Origin of the sequence: Fulvivirga maritima (genome assembly GCF_021389955.1) — a bacterium.
GTDB classification, from domain to species: Bacteria; Bacteroidota; Bacteroidia; order Cytophagales; family Cyclobacteriaceae; genus Fulvivirga; species Fulvivirga maritima.
This window is the reverse complement of record NZ_CP089980.1, coordinates 3553580-3571833: the sequence shown is the minus strand read 5'-3', so window position 1 is coordinate 3571833 and position 18254 is coordinate 3553580. Positions and strand designations below refer to the sequence as shown.

Sequence of the window (18254 nt, the reverse complement as noted above, 5' to 3'; positions counted from 1 at the left end):
TTTAAGTTGTTTCCATTGACGGCTCTAGCGATTCCTTTTCAGCATTTTTTCCTGAAGCTTCTCTAATTAAAGCCCGAGCCATACATTCCATTGGATCAATTATTAGTAAATCTGTTGGATAAATTTCTTTAAAAGGAAATGAAAGTTCTGAACAAGCCAAAATAATTGCATCAGCTCCTTTAATTTTAAAAAAGTTTAATGCTTGAATAAATTTCTTTCTAGCTTCATCGGAAACCCATTCGGGATGAGATTTAATGCCGTAATCGCTATTATAAATGATCTGATGTATAATAGTTTCTTGAAAGTTAACATCTGGCAAGACAACTTCATAACCATTAGAAGTAAGTATGGATTCATAAACCCTGGACTTATATGTGCCATTTGTGGCCATTATACCAACCTTCCTAACATTTTCACCATGCTTTCTAAGCTCTTCATATGTTTCGCCAGGAAGATCCAAAACATTAACTTTAATATCTCTTCGTTTTAATTCTTCACATAAAACATCATATATAGCCGAAGAATAAGAAGTGTTGCAAGCTATACCTACTACATCTGCCCCGCACTTTGCCAACTGCGCAATGGATTCCGAAATCTGATATGCAGGATTTTCATCGACTTCCCCTTCTAGAAATTGAGTTCTGTCAATTATCATTGGGTTAGAAACTAAAATTACAGAAAAATGTTCTTGATCTTTGTGTGCAGGGGTGTTACGTGTAATCTTTTCTACCAATGCAACCCCGGCCATAGGCCCCATACCTCCTACTACTCCAATAGTTTTTTTTATCATATTACTCACACATTGAAACTAAAACCGTTCGATTGCCTGTATATGAGTTTCGCCCATGACTTGCCAGTTCGTTATCCACAATAAGCAATTCATTCTTATTCCAAGCGGGTGCTATGGTTGCTTTCTGCGTCACTCTTAAAATTTCGGACACTAATTCTTCGGAAATGACATCTCCATTCCCAAAGGTTACATAAGATGGGAAATCTTCAGGAGTTGGAAATATCGCTTTCATAGCCTCATAAAGATCTTCTCCAAGCTGATATGGATGAAATTGATCTATCTGGTTAAACCACACTTTCTCGCCACTGGTTCTGTGTCCTACAATGCCTTTACTTTTCTGCCTTAACCTCAAGCCATTATCTTCTTTCCATTCATATTCTATGTTATACTGTTTACAGTATTCCTCTAATTGATCTTTACTCTCTGTCTCAAAAGTATCTTGCCAAGAAGGCCCCATACCTTTGCCTCCATGTAAATTTCTAATATACATTACTCCCTTACTCTCAACTTCCTTAACCAGATCATTATCCATCAAGGATAAAATTTCACGGCTATCTGCGAGTAATGTTTCTCCGCCTGATTCTGCTGGCTGAATGCAACTGAAAAATAACTTACCTGGCCATTTAGCAGAATAAGACAGCTCATTATGCATGGTGATTCTCTGTGTTTTATCGTATTCTGTTGAGGTGTAAACATTACCAGTAAGTTTGGTTCTGGGGGAGTTACCATCAATATATGACAAAAATTTGGTTGCTATAGAGTTAACAATATTTTGAAACACATCAATAGACTCAATTTGCACACCATGAAATTTCACGGCACCAGATAAAAGCAGTTCATCCTCTATTTCCTTTTCTTTTTCGAAATAATAAGTTATAAACTCATCTGGTTTCAAATCGTGCAATTGAAAAGATTTAGGTAGTCCGATTTTGGAGGTGGTTTCTTTCATTTTATTAGGTTTAAGTGTAGTCTAATTTAACTGAGCCTCAGAAGACCATAGTATCTTCTTTATGATATAATTTAAGCTTACCCTGATCCATTTTATAAAGACGATCAGCTACGTCAAAATAATTATCATCGTGAGTAATGGCAATGACGATTTTCCCCATTTTTTTCATCTCTGGCAATAATGCTCTATAGTAGAATTGTCTAAACTCTGGATCCTGGTCTGCCGCCCACTCATCAAAAAGGTAGATAGGCGAATCCTCCAAATAGCATTGAAACATAGCTAGTCTTTTTAGTTGCCCTGCAGATAATTTAATGGTACTATAAGAATTATTATCAATCTGGACTTTATGAGCGAGTTGAAGTAATTCCAATAAATGATTATGATCATCTTGTTGGAATTGCTTTTTACTGTAGATTTTTTTGAACAAATGAGCAGGACTAAATATGGTCGAAAAGAACTCACCTGCACATGCTATATCAATATTATGTCCATTAATCAAGATATTACCTTTATCAGGTGTATATAATCCTGTAATCAATTTAGCAAATGTTGTTTTACCACTGCCATTACCTCCTATTACAAAAATTATCTCTCCGGCCTCTGCCCTTAGATTTATAGGTCCCACCTCAAAACTATTATCTCCATTCTGATTTTTATAACTATAACTAACTCCTCTAACCTCAAAAGAATCGGTCTTAGGAAAAGAGATTGGCATAATTTCTAATTTAAGATTAGCCGGAATATCTTTTTTGAATTGTTTGAGTCTATTCCATGCAACTTTTAACTGCATCATTGTAGGTATAGCTCCCAATATTGTATTAATTGGACCTATTAAATACAATAATATAACCACAAAACTCATAAGCACATGAAGCTCAATGTTTGTAAATAATTTGGGCATCCCAAAGGCAACTATCCCTAATAAAACCACCAATAAAGATTCCCCAACCAAGAATGCATTAACAAACCTTATGTCAGCTGTAGATATTTTTTCTTTATAGAATTTAGCACTTTGAGCTACATCATCTTTATAAGACAGTTTTTTAAACTGATGCAAACTTATTTCCTTAAACCCGTCAATCATCCCATTAACCAAACGCATAAAAACGTTACGCTCATCACGGGCATTTTCATAATAGACATTAGTACTTCTACCCACTAAGAAATAAATGACTGTGAGTGTTACTATTAAGAATAAGGTTAGTATGGTAGCCCAGAATGCTATAGAGGCCAGATACACAAATGCACCTAAAGCCGTAATTGTATTAGTAATCAGTGAGGCAAACATGTTAGTGGAACCACCAATATTATTTACATCATCATTTAATGCAGTATATACTCTTCCACGATCAAGATATTCGAACTTCTCATATGAGGTAGAAAATATTTTATCAATTAGCTCGATTCTTAAATCATAAACCAAGCCACGTGCAAATCTTATTAAGTTAGTTTGGACAAATCTTCGTCCTAAAAGATATACACTCAATATGAGTATATAGTAAGCTATAAGATATTTTAGTTCAATATCACTGCCTATGGCTGAAGTGATCATTATAATGAGTAAAACATTTGATAAGCCAGAAAGAACACTAAAAAGTATGATCATCGGTGCTTTACCCAAAAACTCATTTTCACTAGGAAAGATGGATGTTACAAAATAGGAGAAATAACTCAACGTAACGGAAATACTCAAAGCTATAATTAGCACCTCTAGACTCACAGGTGACCACACAAGTATTGCTTCCCAAGAAAACTGAGCTAATGCTTCAGGAAATAGGTAGATAGCATACACAAATGGTGTAATCAATAAGACTGAAAACATCATAGAGCCAATTCGTTTCCTATTTAACTCCTTATATTTTCTGAATTTCTTTGCGATGGCCCAAGCGGTAAACAACAGAAAACTAATTACAATTAAAGTATATAAGACAAGGGCCATCGTGATATAAGAATATACCTTATCATTACCGTCTCCGAGATCTGAATCCTCTATAAACTCTTTACCAGTAATTGCACTCATCAGATATTCACCAATTACAGCGGTATACGAACTGTTAGAATTTGCCATCACTGCTACCCCACCCCCTAAATCTGGATTGATCACTATGTAAGATGTAAAATTAGGGTTTAGACCTTCATGATAAATCTCACCGCTACCATTTAGCCTAACATGCCAGCCCATGGCATAGGCAGACATTCCATGCAAGGGTACTGTTCTATCCCTTGCATGAGTTTGTTTTACTAGTTGAACTATGGCAGAATCGCCTCTACCTAGCTGTACTTCTACCCATTTCAACATATCATCAGCATTGGAAATCACATACCCTGCAGCATTATTGCCCTTATAAATTGGCGCCTTAAATTCACGAGGACTAAAAAAGCCTATTTTGTACCCACTTGCCATCATCCTTTTTTGAGATGCCTCCCCCACTGATGTACTACACATGCCTATAGGATTAATGATATTGGTTTGCAAATAAGTTTCAAATGGAATTTCAGTGACTTTCTCAATAATTAATGCCAATACGTCATAATTAATAGTTGCATATTCATACTTAGTACCTGGTTCTGAGTTCAACTTTTCACCTATTAACTTTCTTATTGTTTTCTCTAAGGCAAACTTATCATTAGCTGTAGGTATATCTGAAATTGTATTCCAGGGTATTCCACTTGTATGGTGTAATAAATGTTTAATCTCTATATTCTGAGCCTTATTTTTATATTCAACTTTAAACCAAGGTAAATATTTTGACACCTTGTCACTTAACTCAATTTGGTTCTCTGATATAAGTTTAGCTATTGCTACCGCAGTAAATGCTTTACTACATGAGGCTAATTGAAATAATGTACTAGTATTCACAGTATCCATCTCTTTTAGATTTGAATACCCATAAGCTTTAACCAGAGTCTCATCACCGTTAACGAGTACAATGCTAAGCCCTGGTATGCCCCCTTTATCCATTAAATCTACAACCTTCCTGTCCATCACCGCTGAATCCACTTCCTTCTTATTTTGAGAAAATGAACTCTCAGACGTAGCTAATAAGTAAATAATTAATAGGCAATAGAACTTCCTCCATCCCATTTGACAATAATTTAAAATTAAAATTCGCATCTAAACTTCCTTATCAAAGGTCCATTAAGAACCTTCGAAGTAAATCATTCAGAGATTAGTTCATCAATAAAGATGTCTCTAAGAGATTTTAAATGATTTTCTATAATCTCATAAACCATAGAAACTTTTGGTTTCCTCATTATATTAAAATGGTCACCTTCAATCTCATGAACTAATAAATTCTTATTGAAGAATGCCTGTACATTATCAATGTTGGCTTCAGACTTATTAGCCTTAATATAAACACATTGAGCCTTAATTCTATAGTCTGGCAAATATTTAATTTTTATCTCTCTTAAGGTTCTGATGGTATTTATTCCTCTAACTAACTCCTCTAAATTAGACTCTTCCCAATGTGGCATTAAATTTTTAAGACCATTATCCAATTGATTTTTGACTTTTAATAGGTATTCCGATCTATTCTCTATTGTCATTAAAGCATTTACCCATAAATCCTCCAAGGAAGTTTCTTTCTTATTCGATAATTTGACGTCAACAAATTCCTTTAAAAACTTAATCTCCTCATTTAAATCAAACTTCACATACGTGCCATCATTAGTCACAGGCAAATAACTATCAATAATTGTAACTAAAGCCACTTCCAGGCCTTTCTGCTCTATTCTTCTGGCTATCTCTACTGCCAATGTGCCGCCAAAACTCCATCCCAGCAGATAGTAAGGACCTTTGTCTTGGATCATAAGAATTTTCTCCATAAAACGATCTGCAATTTCTTCTATACATGTATCTGAAGGGCCTATGCTATTAAGTGTGTCACTTTTTAAGCCCCAGCAATTGCAACCACTTATTTGCTCCGTCAATTTCAGATAGCCGCTCACATCTCCACCACCATCATGAATGAAAAATAAATTCAAATCAGATTGATCATTAGTTTTTAGCGAAATAACGGAATTATCAAAAGCAGAGGATGGTTTACTAATTTGCTCAAGTCTTTTACTCAATCCACGTATAGTGGGCTTATCAAACACATCATAAAGCGATACTTCTACATTTAGCTGATCATGGATCCTGTTCACCAAAAATGCTGCCTTCAATGAGTGGCCTCCCAACTCAAAAAAGCTGCGCGTTACGCTTATTGACTCTGATGGCTGTTTTAATACCTCTGACCATATCTGAACAAGGTCATGCTCCATAGAACTGGCAGGGGCAGTGTAAGCTCCGCTGGTAAGTTCTGGCGATGGTAAAGAGCGTTTATCTAACTTGCCATTAATCGTTAGAGGCATATGTTCCAGATATACATAATATAACGGAACCATATACTCTGGAAAATACTCTGATAAATATTGGCGAAGATCATCTGATGAATGCTCAGTCTTACTAACATAGTAAGCAACCAAATGACGATCAGATCCATCACCTAGAGCTAATACCACTACCTGAGTAATATCTGCATAGATCCTTAGATGATTTTCTATCTCTCCGGGCTCCACACGGAAACCTCTAATCTTTATCTGATCATCACTACGTCCCTTAAATTCCATCTGCCCACCGGGAAGCCAGCGTACCAAATCTCCTGTCTTATATATTATATCTCCTGACTCATAAGGATTTTGTACAAACTTCTCTGATGTTAGAGATGATTTATTCAAATACCCTCCAGACAAACCTGCACCACCTATATATAACTCACCGGTACTTCCTTTAGGCTGCAAGCCTCCATGTTTACCCAATACATAGAGTTGGGTATTCCACACAGGAGAACCTATTGGTATGGATCCTTTTTGAGGAGTATCCTTACCAATATAATGCAATAATGAGCTTATAGTAGTTTCCGTAGGACCATATTTATTGTAAAAATCACAATACGGTATAAACTTATTCACTAAACTTGGCTTACACTCTTCACCTCCTGACACTACGCGTTTAAGACTGCTACACCCATCTACAGGTATCCCCTCAAGAAAAATAGGTGTAGAATGAAAATGAGTAACACTTTTTGCTTTAACATAGCTCCATAATGAATCTCTGTCAAGCAACAGATCTTTATCCAGTAAAACCAGAGATGAACCTGAGAGTAATGACAACCAAATTTGCTCCACCGAAGCATCAAATATTATTGAAGAGAACTGAAGTATTCGCTCTCCGGCTGTGAGATGATAGTTTTCTTGCTGACAGCTTATATAATTAATAACACTTCTATGAGTAATCATTACTCCTTTTGGATGACCTGTTGACCCTGACGTGTAAATAACATAAGCGGTATGATCTCCTCTTAGCTCTCGCTTTGTACCCACCGATACATTTAGCCCATCACTAACCCTTACTAATTTAACATTCGGCAGGCTCACTTCATCACCTGCATCCGTTATTAAAACTTCAATATCACATTCTTTTATAATATGTAACTTACGACTTGTGGGCTGTTCAATATCCATAGGCACGTAAGCTGCTCCAGCTTTCATGATCCCAAGTAAACCTATAATCATCTGGAAAGATCGTGATAACATCAGACCTACTTTATCGCCTTGAGAAACTCCAATACTTTGAAGAAAAGACGCCAATCGATCTGAATACACATCTAAGGTGAGATAATCCATTTCATCATCATGGTAGATCATAGCTACTGCATGAGGAGTCTTAGATACCTGTTTTCTAAATTGATCAATTAACGTGACTTCCTGATCATAAGCATGAGCGGTATCATTAAAATCCACCAAAAGCTCTTGCTTCTCCTGATCTGATAATATGTCTATAGCTCCAACAGATATTGATGAATCTCGTCCTATCTGTTCCAAGATAGAACAGTAATAGTCTGCAAAACGCTTGATACTCTCTTCTTTGAACAGCTCTGAGGAATAACTAAACGATAACCAAAGTTCGCCTTCTACTTCTGAACATGATAAGGACAAATCAAACTTAGTAGTGGTATTACCTGTAGGGTAACTCTCTAAATCTATACCTTCCATGGTCAGTGACTCAGACTCAAAATTCCCATAGGAGAACATCACATCAAACAACGGATTACGATTCGTATTGCGACTAAGGTGTAGATCATCTACCAGCTCTTCATAGGGGTAGCTCTGATGCTCAAAGCTGGACAAAACATGATCTCTTACTCCATGTAAGTAACTCGTAAAATCTTCTATACCCTGTGGGAAAAGACGCAAGGCTAAGGTGTTCACAAACATCCCTATCATCCCCTCTAGATCAGAATGCTCTCGACCTGCAACTGGTGTGCCTATGATGATGTCTTCCTCATTGGTTAAACGACCCAGCAATATGCCATAAGCGCTCAACAAAACTGTAAACATTGTAGTGTTAGAACCTGCGGCTATACTTGATATGCTATCTGTTAAAGACTTATCTATTTTAAAGTGGTAAACTGCACCTTCCTGAACCGCATGTGACGGACGTGCATAGTCATAGGGAAGATCTAACACTAATGGCTCTTCGCTATATACACTATGCCAATAAGATCGGTGTGCATCTTTCAATGCTGACTGTGAAGAACTCTGCTGCCAAACAGAGTAATCTTTATAATCTAATGACAAGGGGGGTAAGGAGGAACCTTCATAATAAGTCATCAAATCCCGAACTAAAATACCACTGGATACTCCATCACTTACTATATGATGCATGTCTACCAGTAGCAAATGATTCATAGCATCTATAATCAGTAACTTCACCCGAAGTAAGCAGCCACTACTTAGATCAAATGGACGTATAAATGATTGGATAATAGATGAAACCTCTGACTCTTCCACCTCTCCATAAGATACTTTAAAACCTACCTCTGGGTGAACTTGCTGCAACGCTTCCTCTCCTTTCATATGAAAGCTTGTGCGTAGTATAGAATGACGGGATACCAAATTAACAAAAGAGGCCTCCAACCTTGCTATATCTAAGGGGCCACGCAGGCGTACAACCTGAGGCATATTATAGGATACAGATGTCTTATCATACTCATATAAAAAGTATAACCTGCGCTGAGCAGAACTCAAAGGATAATAATCCTGAACTGGTGCCTTCGGAATAGATAGATACCTCACCTGATCCTGACGCTCTATATAACCAGCAAGGCTACGAATATCCTGATGCTGAAAGATAACTCGCAGTGGTAGGTCTACTGATAGATCTTTATGAATCCTGTTCACCAAAAATGCTGCCTTTAATGAGTGGCCTCCCAACTCAAAAAAGCTGCGGGTAACGCTTATTGACTCTGATGGCTGCTTTAACACCTCTGACCATATCTGAACAAGGTCATGCTCCATAGAACTGACAGGGGCAGTGTAAGCTCCGCTGGTAAGTTCTGGCGCTGGTAAAGAGCGTTTATCTAACTTGCCATTAACAGTTAAAGGCATATGATCCAGGTGAATGTAGTGGTGGGGAACCATGTAAACCGGTAATTTAGAGGATAGGTAATTTTTGATATTATCACCAACATCCTGAAACCCTGTATAGTATAGTATAAGATGTTTATCTCCTCCTTGTTCGTATACTACAACTACAACCTCCCGAACCTCATCATACTCCAAACAAACACTCTCAATTTCACTCAATTCAATTCTGAAACCTCTGATCTTAACCTGATGATCGACTCTTCCTTTAAACTCTAATAGTCCATCTGGCAACCATCTCGCTAAATCTCCAGTTTTATAAACTTTGCCATTTTCACACCATTCTATTTTTATAAATTTTGATTTAGTAAGCTCAAGTTTATTCCAATAACCTTCTGAAAGATTAGCTCCCCCAACATACAACTCACCTTTAACTCCTTTAGGTACCAGATTACCGTTTCTATCTATAATATATACTTGACTATTAGCAATTGGCCTGCCTATTGAAATATGTCCACCATACTCTAACTGCCCACTTGTACTGACAACTGTATTTTCAGTAGGACCATAATTATTAAAGATCTGATAGCGGTTATTAGCCATTTTTCGAAGATTATCCCCACCTGTTAATAATATTCGAAGGGAAGAATTATCTTCCTTCATAAATTCCTCACAAACCTGAGTAGGCAAAAAGCTTATACTAATTCCATTACGATTATAATACTCATTTAGCTTCTTAACATCTAATTTTAATGAATTATTTATAATATGTATTGAAGCACCTTTAATTAAATAAGGGAATATTTCCCAAACAGAAGCATCAAAACTAAAGCTCGCATATTTGGTTGCCCTGTCTAGCTCTGAGATGTTAAATGTTTCATTATGCCAAAAGCATAAATTTGTTAAAGATTTATGTTTTACTGCCACTCCTTTAGGTTTTCCTGATGTACCTGATGTATAAATCAGATAAGCTAAATCTTCTGGAGAGCTATGATTTTTAAAGCAGGTAGAGTTAGAATCTATTTCTGATATTTTCAAAACCTCTAAATCTACACTAAACCTATCTTGCAAATGACTTTGAACAATCAACAATCTACAACCACTGTCACGTAACATATAATCAATACGATCACTAGGATTTCCTGGATCAATGGGGAGAAAAGCTGCCCCTGATTCAAGCACTCCCATTACTGCCACTATCATATCAAATGACTTATCCATTAATACCCCCACAAGCTCATTCTTACCTATACCTACTTTCGATATATATGATGCTACACTATCTACCTTTTGCTTAAGTAAGGCATAAGTCATCTTTTTTCCTTCAAATACCAATGCCACATGATCTGAAAATTCCTCTACCTTCTCGTTAAAAACTTGAATAATAGTTTTTTCTAATGGGTAGTCATGAGCGGTATCATTAAAATCCACCAAAAGCTCTTGCTTCTCCTGATCTGATAATATGTCTATAGCTCCAACAGATATTGATGAATCTCGTCCTATCTGTTCCAAGATAGAACAGTAATAGTCTGCAAAACGCTTGATACTCTCTTCTTTGAACAGCTCTGAGGAATAACTAAACGATAACCAAAGTTCGCCTTCTACTTCTGAACATGATAAGGACAAATCAAACTTAGTAGTGGTATTACCTGTAGGGTAACTCTCTAAATCTATACCTTCCATGGTCAGTGACTCAGACTCAAAATTCCCATAGGAGAACATCACATCAAACAACGGATTACGATTCGTATTGCGACTAAGGTGTAGATCATCTACCAGCTCTTCATAGGGGTAGCTCTGATGCTCAAAGCTGGACAAAACATGATCTCTTACTCCATGTAAGTAACTCGTAAAATCTTCTATACCCTGTGGGAAAAGACGCAAGGCTAAGGTGTTCACAAACATCCCTATCATCCCCTCTAGATCAGAATGCTCTCGACCTGCAACTGGTGTGCCTATGATGATGTCTTCCTCATTGGTTAAACGACCCAGCAATATGCCATAAGCGCTCAACAAAACTGTAAACATTGTAGTGTTAGAACCTGCGGCTATACTTGATATGCTATCTGTTAAAGACTTATCTATTTTAAAGTGGTAAACTGCACCTTCCTGAACCGCATGTGACGGACGTGCATAGTCATAGGGAAGATCTAACACTAATGGCTCTTCGCTATATACACTATGCCAATAAGATCGGTGTGCATCTTTCAATGCTGACTGTGAAGAACTCTGCTGCCAAACAGAGTAATCTTTATAATCTAATGACAAGGGGGGTAAGGAGGAACCTTCATAATAAGTCATCAAATCCCGAACTAAAATACCACTGGATACTCCATCACTTACTATATGATGCATGTCTACCAGTAGCAAATGATTCATAGCATCTATAATCAGTAACTTCACCCGAAGTAAGCAGCCACTACTTAGATCAAATGGACGTATAAATGATTGGATAATAGATGAAACCTCTGACTCTTCCACCTCTCCATAAGATACTTTAAAACCTACCTCTGGGTGAACTTGCTGCAACGCTTCCTCTCCTTTCATATGAAAGCTTGTGCGTAGTATAGAATGACGGGATACCAAATTAACAAAAGAGGCCTCCAACCTTGCTATATCTAAGGGGCCACGCAGGCGTACAACCTGAGGCATATTATAGGATACAGATGTCTTATCATACTCATATAAAAAGTATAACCTGCGCTGAGCAGAACTCAAAGGATAATAATCCTGAACTGGTGCCTTCGGAATAGATAGATACCTCACCTGATCCTGACGCTCTATATAACCAGCAAGGCTACGAATATCCTGATGCTGAAAGATAACTCGCAGTGGTAGGTCTACTGATAGATCTTTATGAATCCTGTTCACCAAAAATGCTGCCTTTAATGAGTGGCCTCCCAACTCAAAAAAGCTGCGGGTAACGCTTATTGACTCTGATGGCTGCTTTAACACCTCTGACCATATCTGAACAAGGTCATGCTCCATAGAACTGACAGGGGCAGTGTAAGCTCCGCTGGTAAGTTCTGGCGCTGGTAAAGAGCGTTTATCTAACTTGCCATTAACAGTTAAAGGCATATGATCCAGGTGAATGTAGTGGTGGGGAACCATGTAAACCGGTAACTTAGAGGATAGGTGATCCCTAAATATTTCAGCGGCGATCTCTTCATCACTAACATAAAACACCACCAGCTTACGTGCATTTTCCTTACCATATGCTATAACAGATACATCTCGAACTTCTGAAAGATTATCTATACAATGCTCTATCTCTCCTAACTCTATGCGGAAACCACTTATCTTAACCTGATTATCTATTCGCCCTATAAATTCAAGCTTGCCTTCCGAATTCCAACGAGCCAAATCTCCCGTTCTGTACATCCTCTCCCCTGCTAAAAATGGGTTAGCTATAAACTTAGCATCAGTTAAGGATTCATTATTCAGATAGCCCGAGGCTAATCCTTTCCCTGAAACACATAGCTCTCCTGCTACCCCTAAAGGACATAACTGCTGGTACTTATCTAATATATAAACCTGACGGTTAGCTATAGGACTACCTATTAAAGATGCATCTGAAAGATCTACAACTTTATTATAGGTGATGCAAACAGTAGATTCTGAAGGCCCATAAGTATTATAGATTTCTTGCTGCCTTATAAGCTTATCAATATGCGAAGGCAATAACAGCTCTCCACCACTTATTATCGTTCTTAACGTATGTAGCTGTTCTCTAAAGTTGTTCAACTCTCCAAGCACCAAAGGAGTAGCACTTAGCAAAGTCGCTTCACGGGACTCTATCAGGGAGGCTAAGGATATAATATCTTTACCTCCAACAGGAGATATAACGATAGAAGAACCTGAGATTAAGGCCGGGAAAATCTCTTCTATGGATGTATCAAATGATAATGAAGATTGATGAACTACTTTATCCTCTTTTGTAAGACCAAAATAAGAGCAAAAGGTCAACACATAGTCCACCATATTAGAGTGGCTAATAATAATCCCTTTAGGCTCTCCTGTGCTTCCTGAAGTATAAATAACATAAGCAGCATCTGATCCGGAAAGGGTAACGGATGGATTATCTGAAAGAGAAACATCTTGTATTAGAGATGATAAGGGATTTACAACCATCAACTCTGGTTTACCATACACAAAGCTTTCTCCGGTATTATTAATAACCACCTTAATATCAGCTCCTTTTATAATCTGATTTACCCTCTCTTTTGGATAATCCGGTGAGAGAGCTGTAAAAGCTGCTCCAGATTTTAACACCCCTAATAAGGATACTATCAATGAGGCTGACCGCTCGAAGTAAAGACCCACTACATCTCCAGACCCTACCTGACAGTGCTCTGTTAAATAGTAACATAATCTGTTCGCCGAAGTATTAAGCTCATCATAGCTCATACATGATCCTTCACAATAAACGGCTACTGCCGAGCCTGAACTTAAAGCACTACGTTCGAAGTAATCTATTATCGTTCCGGGTTCATAAACTTTCCATGTATCATTAAAAGAACTTAATAATGTCGAACGCTCTCTGTCTGAAAGAATATCTATTGCAGAAAGAGATATATTAGCCTCAGCAGTAATGACTCTTAAAATAGATTCAAAATAATTACTGAACCTCTCAATGGTCTCCGATTTAAATAGTTCTGTAGAATACTCAAAAGTTAACCAAAGTTCGCCTTCTACTTCTGAACATGATAAGGACAAATCAAACTTAGTAGTGGTATTACCTGTAGGGTAACTCTCTAAATCTATACCTTCCATGGTCAGTGACTCAGACTCAAAATTCCCATAGGAGAACATCACATCAAACAACGGATTACGATTCGTATTGCGACTAAGGTGTAGATCATCTACCAGCTCTTCATAGGGGTAGCTCTGATGCTCAAAGCTGGACAAAACATGATCTCTTACTCCATGTAAGTAACTCGTAAAATCTTCTATACCCTGTGGGAAAAGACGCAAGGCTAAGGTGTTCACAAACATCCCTATCATCCCCTCTAGATCAGAATGCTCTCGACCTGCAACTGGTGTGCCTATGATGATGTCTTCCTCATTGGTTAAACGACCCAGCAAGATGCCATAAGCGCTCAACAAAACTGTAAACATTGTAGTGTTAGAACCTGCGGCTATACTTGATATGCTATCTGTTAAAGACTTATCTATTTTAAATCGGTAAACTGCACCTTCCTGAACCGCATGTGACGGACGTGCATAGTCATAGGGAAGATCTAACACTAATGGCTCTTCGCTATATACACTATGCCAATAAGATCGGTGTGCATCTTTCAATGCTGACTGTGAAGAACTCTGCTGCCAAACAGAGTAATCTTTATAATCTAATGACAAGGGGGGTAAGGAGGAACCTTCATAATAAGTCATCAAATCCCGAACTAAAATACCACTGGATACTCCATCACTTACTATATGATGCATGTCTACCAGTAGCAAATGATTCATAGCATCTATAATCAGTAACTTCACCCGAAGTAAGCAGCCACTACTTAGATCAAATGGGCGTATAAATGATTGGATAATAGATGAAACCTCTGACTCTTCCACCTCTTCATAGGATACTTTAAAATCTACCTCTGGGTGAACTTGCTGCAACGCTTCCTCTCCTTTCATATGAAAGCTTGTGCGTAGTATAGAATGACGGGATACCAAATTAACAAAAGAGGCCTCCAACCTTGCTATATCTAAGGGGCCACGCAGGCGTACAAACTGAGGCATATTATAGGATACAGATGCCTTATCATACTCATATAAAAAGTATAACCTGCGCTGAGCAGAACTCAAAGGATAATAATCCTGAACTCGTGCCTTCGGAATAGATAGATACGCCACCTGATCCTGACCCTCTATATAACCAGCAAGGCTACGAATATCCTGATGCTGAAAGATAACTCGCAGTGGTAGGTCTACTGATAGATCTTTATGAATTCTGTTAATTAAAAGTACTGCTCGAAGTGAATGTCCTCCTAAATCAAAAAAGCTCCTGTCTATATCAATAAACTGTTTGTCTAATTTAAGTATCTGGCCCCAAATATCTAATAGCACCTCCTCTAGATGGGTCTCTGGCAAATTAACACCACTCACTTCAAGAATAGGCTTAGGCAGCGATTTCCTATCAATTTTACCACTAGAGGTAAATGGCATTTGTGATAAATGAATATATGTGGTTGGCACCATATATTCAGGAAGGCTTTTCATTAAATACTTCTTTATTAAAGCACTACCCAACTCATTTTTAGACACATAATAAGCCACAAGTTCCTTATCTCCAGCCCTTTCATTGGCTACTACGGCAACCTCTTCTACGTCTTTATAACCTGCTAGATGATGTTCTATTTCACCTAACTCAATACGATATCCTCTAACCTTTACCTGGTGATCTATCCGACCAAAATACTCTAATTCTCCATCAGAATTCCATCGACAAAGGTCGCCTGTTTTATAAATCTTCGAACCTATTCTATATGGGTTAGAGATAAACGTATCTTCCGTTAATTTTTCATTGTTTAAATACCCCAGAGCCATTCCATCTCCACCAATATAAAGCTCTCCTATTGCCCCTTCAGGGAGCAACAATTTGTTTTTATCTAAAATGTATACATCTATATTACCTATTGGCTTACCTATAGGAACCTTCGCTTCTACCCTTCTCTTTACATGTTTAATGGTGGCGGTAACAGTAGTTTCTGTAGGGCCATATTTATTATAAAAATCATATTCCTCACAAAACTTATTAGCCAAAGACTTTTTACATTCCTCTCCACCAGCAACTACTCTTTTTATTTTATTACCATTTAACAAATCTACTGTTTCTAAAAAAAGAAGGAGTGGCGTGTAGGTGTGTAATTGAATGCTCTTTCAAAAACTCATTAAAGCTCTTATTATCAGTAATCGTTCTATTATCCAAAAGCACTAGAGTAGCTCCATTTAAAAGAGCTAACCATGTTTGTTCAACAGATGCATCGAAAATAACCGTTGAAAACTGTAAAATATTATCTTCCTTAGTTATTGCAAATTCTTTTGTTTGAGAAGCAATTAAATTAAGAACAGCACTATGCTTGATCATAACTCCCTTTGGAATACCAGTAGAACCTGATGTATACAGGATATAAGCCATATTATCTCCATTTAAGGATGGGGCAGTATAATCTATACTCTCATTAGTGATTTCTTCATTTTCAACGCTTATAATGTTGACCCCAAGATCATTTACCTCATCAGTAGTCTTAGTTACAATCAAACTCTTGATCCCACTGGACTCTACAACATACCTGTTACGATTTGCAGGATGGTGAATATCCATTGGTAAATAGGCAGCTCCAGTTTTTAAGACGCCTAATATACTCACAACCAAATCAATTGATTTAATCATTAGAAGACCTATGATCTCACCTTCGCCAATACCCTTCTTTGAAAGATAATTAGCCAGTTGATTAGACCTCTCGTTTAATTCTTTGTAGGAGATGCTTTGTCCATTACAAATGACGGCTACCTTTTCGGGACTATTGAATGATTCTTCTTGGAAAATTTCATGTATTAAAGAGTCCTTTGAATAAGCCAATGCATTGTCATTGAAAACATTCAGAAGTCTATCCTTTTCTTTAGGAGGAAGGATATCAATCTCTGAAATAGAAATCTGAGGATTTAAAATAACTGATTTTACAATATTTTTTAAATACAGAATGAATCTCTCAATGGTCTCACACTTAAATAAATCTGTGGAATAAGTAAAGTTTAAAGAAAGCTTGCCATCATTTTCACCCAATGACAGAGTTAAATCAAACTTGGAGAAATTTAGGTTGTTATGGTATGCAGAAAGTTCTAAATCAGGAAGCTCTATCAAAGAATTTTCCAAATTCTGATAGACAAACATAACATCAAATAATGGATTACGGCTTGAATTTCTAGGTATATTCAGCTCGTCTACAAGCTCTTCATATGGATAACTTTGATTGTCAAAACTTGCCAATGTATGTCTCTTTAATTCAGAGACCAGATCTAAAAAAGATAAATGGCCTGCCACATTAGTCCGCAAAGGCAAAGTATTAACAAACATACCTATAGTACTTTCTAAATCGGCATGAATACGCCCTGCTGTGGGCGTACCTATAATAATGTCTTCCTGGTTACTTAACTTACTCAATAGTACCTTAAAAACAGAAAGCATTATCACAAAGAGAGTACTATTCTGCATATCAGCTATAAGGCTTAAGTTTTCAGTACTTTCCTTATCAAGCTCGAAAGAAAGGGAGGAACCATTAAAGGACTTATTTAATGGCCTTGAGTAATCATTTGGCAAATCCAGTGTGCTTACTTCTTCTTTATAAATCGAATGCCAAAATTCTTTTTGCCTTAAAAGTTCTAACTTAAAATTGTCATGTTGAAGCCATTCAGAATAGTCTCTATATTGCAAGTTCACTGGTTGTAAACTAACCTCAGTATATAGAGCAACGAAATCATTAATTAGAATACTAAATGACACACCGTCAAAAATTAGATGGTGTATATCTATTAGCAATAAGTATTCATCCCCCCTCAGGCTTAACAGGCCTACCCTAAATAAAGGCGCTTTTGACAAATTAAATGGCCTGATAAATCTATTGATTACAACCGATTCGCTTTCATTTTCAAACTCTTCTATCTGAAATTCAAAACTGTTCTCAATTTTTTGTACAGGTTCATCATTAAGCACTTTAAATGACGTTCTTAAACTTTCATGTCGTTCTATAAGTTGTTTGAATATCGAATTTAAAACCTGTACATTAACCTTTCCATGAATCTTCAATATGTGCGGCATATTGTAGGCAAGAGATTTTTTATCGATCTCATGCAATATGAATATACGTCTTTGAGCCGGTGAGAGTTGATGAAATTCTTTATTACTTGCTTTAGGAATATTTTTGATAGCATTAATATTAGTACGTTCTGAAATAAAAGCTATCAAATCCTGTTTGTAAGCCCGTACTTCCTCCAAAATATTAGTATCTGTAAAGTCTTTTGGCACATTTAACCTAAGCTGACCTTTATCTACTCTAATATCAATACCAAGTGCATTAAGCTTTAAAAGCAGTTGATCCATAT

5 protein-coding genes are annotated in these 18254 nt (G+C 37.1%); all 5 read right to left on the bottom strand.

Features of this window, described 5'->3' with window-relative positions:
* Nucleotide 1 precedes the first annotated feature (1 nt).
* Entirely contained in the window at nt 2–790 is a 789-nt protein-coding gene (locus tag LVD15_RS15200; protein ID WP_233776072.1) for an aspartate/glutamate racemase family protein, read from the bottom strand.
* Nucleotide 791: 1 nt separating this feature from the next.
* Nucleotides 792–1739, bottom strand: coding sequence for a TauD/TfdA family dioxygenase (locus LVD15_RS15195; protein ID WP_233776071.1), 948 nt, complete (start codon nt 1737–1739; stop codon nt 792–794).
* A 37-nt stretch (nt 1740–1776) separates the two neighbouring features.
* Nucleotides 1777–4824, bottom strand: coding sequence for a cyclic peptide export ABC transporter (locus LVD15_RS15190; protein WP_233776070.1), 3048 nt, complete (start codon nt 4822–4824; stop codon nt 1777–1779).
* A 74-nt stretch (nt 4825–4898) separates the two neighbouring features.
* Nucleotides 4899–15974, bottom strand: coding sequence for a non-ribosomal peptide synthetase (locus LVD15_RS15185; RefSeq protein WP_255763287.1), 11076 nt, complete (start codon nt 15972–15974; stop codon nt 4899–4901).
* On the bottom strand, nt 15961–18252 hold the full coding sequence (locus tag LVD15_RS15180; protein ID WP_255763286.1) for a non-ribosomal peptide synthetase: 2292 nt from the start codon (nt 18250–18252) through the stop codon (nt 15961–15963). The genes LVD15_RS15185 and LVD15_RS15180 overlap by 14 nt, the downstream gene beginning before the upstream one ends.
* Nucleotides 18253–18254 lie beyond the last annotated feature (2 nt).